This window comes from Dolichospermum sp. UHCC 0260, from assembly GCF_009711985.1.
GTDB lineage: Bacteria > Cyanobacteriota > Cyanobacteriia > Cyanobacteriales > Nostocaceae > Dolichospermum > Dolichospermum lemmermannii.
This window is the reverse complement of record NZ_VIKZ01000063.1, coordinates 1-3,401: the sequence shown is the minus strand read 5'-3', so window position 1 is coordinate 3,401 and position 3,401 is coordinate 1. Positions and strand designations below refer to the sequence as shown.

Genomic DNA, 3,401 nt, shown 5'->3' with positions numbered 1-3,401 from the left:
TTGACCGAATATGTTCAGCTACGGCTTCTGGTTGCTCTAACATAGCTAGATGTCCACAATCAGTAATTTCAATCACATTATCGCCAACGGATTGGAAAAGCCAATGAAAACTTGCTAAATGGCGGATATATTTGGGTTCCATCACCTTATCGTCAGCGCCAGCTAAAAAATAGACTGGCTGCTTTAATTTTGAGACTAATTGGGGTAAACAGTTAATTTCTGCTTCCGTAGTCGAGTCAAAAAGAGTTCCCAAAGCAGCTTCTGGATCAGCAACAATAAAATCAATCAGTCGTTGACGCGCCCAATATCGGTCTAAAGGATGTAATACACTAGCTTTAGTAAACAACAAATCAATCAAAGGCATTTGTGAAAGCCAACGAGGACGGACTTGTAAAAATTTTTGCCCAGCCGCACGAAATTGCTCAAACGCTTCTTTAAGATAAATCCCACCGCCTGCATTAATACAAATTACACCTTGAACACAATCAGGTAATTGAGTCGCTGTCCATAGAGCAATAGTGCCACCTAAAGAATGACCAATTAGCCAAGCACTAGAAATATTCAGGTGTTGGAGAAGCACAGCCAAATCCCGAGCATAAGCAGATGGAGAGTACATAGAATCCAAAGACAAACTAACCATACTAGAGTCTGTAGCAGTCAGTTCTATATCTGATGTCACCTGGGACTGTGATTCACCAAACCCTCGCAAATCGTAAGATAAACACTGTAAATCTATTGATAGACGAGAAATCACAGGTTGCCAATATACGCTACTATTTAGCCAACTGTGGATAAATACTAAAGTATGGGGGCATGATGTGGGAGCCGTTAGCTCATAAGTATGTGGAACGCCTAAGATTTCTATTGTTGCCATAATTAAATATCGTCCCCTCAATAGTGGGTGCGACTCAATACAACTTCAAAAATTTAAATTTTGAATTAGCTAATTTTATTGACCAAGTAACCGATGTTTAACTCCTTCCGCAATTGTGTTACCCAGATATTCAGGAATTAGACTTTCATTCGGACTCAGCAAGTAGAGAATCAACCTAGTAGTCTGTCAAATTTATTTTGACAGGTTTTTGGTAGTGCGGGCAAGATGCCCGCGTGAGCGAGACGCTCACACTACAGTCCATCATTTTTATCTTGACAAACTACTAGTGCGTCCGCGCCAAAGGAGTAAATAGTTAAATTACCTGTTCTCATTGTGTCATTGGAGTTGATATTAATTAGCATAAGATGAGCTTAATCCTGTGTGTTTATAAAAGCAGCAGCGGGTAAAATTGTCACTCAAGCGGTAAAGATACTTGAATTTCGGAAAATTTTTGCCTTTGGGTGAGTTTTATGGAGTAGTGTGAAAACAAAATGCTAGAGTTGAAAGTGATTGGGAAGAAACACCTGATAACTAGCTGTGAGTATTACAAACCGCTAAAACACCTAGAATATTTCTAGTGGATTGGCAAGCAATGATCATAGTGATGTTAAATGTGAATCAACACTTTTAAAAAGTGGAAACCAATTTTAGTCATACTACCCGAACTGCATTGGCATGGGTTTTTGGAAAACTTGGTTTAGCACTCCTGAATCTTTAGCGGCAAATAAAAACACTGCTGTTAATGAGCATACAGCGGAAGTTGATGGTAATTCTAGTGTAGGTAAGGATCAAATCATTTTCAGTACGGAAAGAGATATTGACCTTTATGAACTCGAAGAACTCTGTGATGCAGTTGGCTGGTCACGTCGCCCCCTGAGAAAAGTAAAAAAAGCTATTGAGCATAGTTTTCTCGTGGCCTCTATGTGGCAAGTACGAGGAAATAAAAAGCGTTTGATTGGTTTTGCCCGTGCTACCTCAGATCATGCTTTTAATGCCACTATTTGGGATGTAGTCGTTCATCCTGATTTTCAAAGTAGAGGTCTAGGTAAGGCATTAATGAAATATGTCCTTAAAAAACTCAGGAGTGAAGAAATTAGTAATGTTACTCTTTTTGCTGACCCTCATGTTGTAGATTTCTATAAGACGATGGGCTTTATGTCAGATCCTGAAGGTATAAAAGGAATGTATTGGTATCCTCAATGATAAACGTGGCTGGGGTTTGGGGATTAGGGAACTAAGTATATTTCCCTAAATCTGATTTTTCTGGATTATTGGGTTTGCATTTATTCTTTTTTGTGATATGATAGTCGAGATAAACCAAAAAAACATAATTTGATCTATGTGGAACTTGGTTTCTGTGACTTTACGGGATGTAGCGCAGCTTGGTAGCGCGCCTGCTTTGGGAGCAGGATGCCGCAGGTTCGAATCCTGTCATCCCGATTTGTGAGTGGTTATATTGGTAATTACGATAATACAGCGGCACGGCGTTTTTTAATTGATATCTCCATTGTCTAAACTGTGATTTTTAGGATTTTGATGATTTTTAGGATTTTTATTTGATGGACTATCATATCTTTCCTACATCATAATTCAGGTAATATCCAAAAGTCCTTACATCCCAAAAAATCAGACTTCACACAAAATCCTGTCAATCCTTTAATCGGTTCCTGATTCTGACAATGTATTTCGCGCAAAGACGCAAAGGAGCAAAGACGCAAAGAAGAGAAGGAAGAGATTTTCTTTTTCAGCCATTATAGGCGTTTAGCAAAAAATCAAATCATGTAAATCCTTACATCCTGGATATCCTGATTCTGACAATTATGATTATAGGAAATGTTGGGTTTCCTTGCGTCAACCCAACCTACTAGCTAACGCACTGTGATTTATGTTGTGTAAGTGCGTAACGTTATAGGTTAAAATATGGGTGTTTATATGCCTGAAATTTAAGTATTACGATAAACACACCAATATCTATGAATAACAGACCTGGAATTGGAATTATTCTCAAAAAACCCGTTGCGCTGGGACAAAGAGAGATTAATGTGAATTGGCGGGATTTTGGGGTGGGAATAATCAAGGTTGGGGCAAATGCGGTTACTGGTAATATTGGTAATTTGCCTGAAAATATTGTTGATATTGGTGCGGCTATTGGAGTAGCACAAGAACCGGGAGAAATTGCTTGGTTGTTAATTTGTTCGGCTTTAACACAGGCAATGGTTAATGTGATAGGAGATAATCAAGATTTACTACAGGAAGCAAGTCAGGGGAAAGAAGTAAAAGAGGATAAACTGCGGGAAATTTTGGAACAGCTTTTCAATCAGTGTTTAGAAAAACTAGAAACTGAAGAAATTACTATTTATCAAGATTTTTTTGAATGTCCCCAAAAATTTGCCGTTGTTGCAGAAATTAAAACTCCTTTTGCTGAGTGGCTACAAGCAGAATTTAATCTCAAGCCAGCGCAAGCAGAAACAATTAGTAATCGCTTGCCTACTGAATTTTTGTATGCTGTATATTCAGAGTTTATTTT

General features: G+C 38.3%; 2 protein-coding genes, 1 tRNA gene and 1 pseudogene. 3 read left to right on the top strand and 1 reads right to left on the bottom strand.

Features of this window, described 5'->3' with window-relative positions; genetic code table 11:
* Positions 1-874, bottom strand: an 874-nt coding sequence (locus FJR08_RS19690) for an alpha/beta fold hydrolase (RefSeq protein WP_168634282.1), incomplete at its 3' end; no start/stop codon positions are given.
* A 675-nt stretch (positions 875-1,549) separates the two neighbouring features.
* Between FJR08_RS19690 and FJR08_RS19685 the strand changes: the two genes are divergently transcribed.
* The 3 genes and pseudogenes from FJR08_RS19685 to FJR08_RS19675 all read left to right on the top strand — a co-directional run.
* The gene (locus FJR08_RS19685) at positions 1,550-2,077 is read left to right on the top strand and encodes a GNAT family N-acetyltransferase (RefSeq protein WP_168634281.1); all 528 of its coding nucleotides are present in this window, start codon (positions 1,550-1,552) and stop codon (positions 2,075-2,077) included.
* A 163-nt stretch (positions 2,078-2,240) separates the two neighbouring features.
* Positions 2,241-2,314: transfer RNA gene (locus FJR08_RS19680), tRNA-Pro, on the top strand.
* A gap of 533 nt (positions 2,315-2,847) precedes the next feature.
* Positions 2,848-3,401, top strand: a pseudogene (locus tag FJR08_RS19675) (pentapeptide repeat-containing protein); the annotation flags it as partial.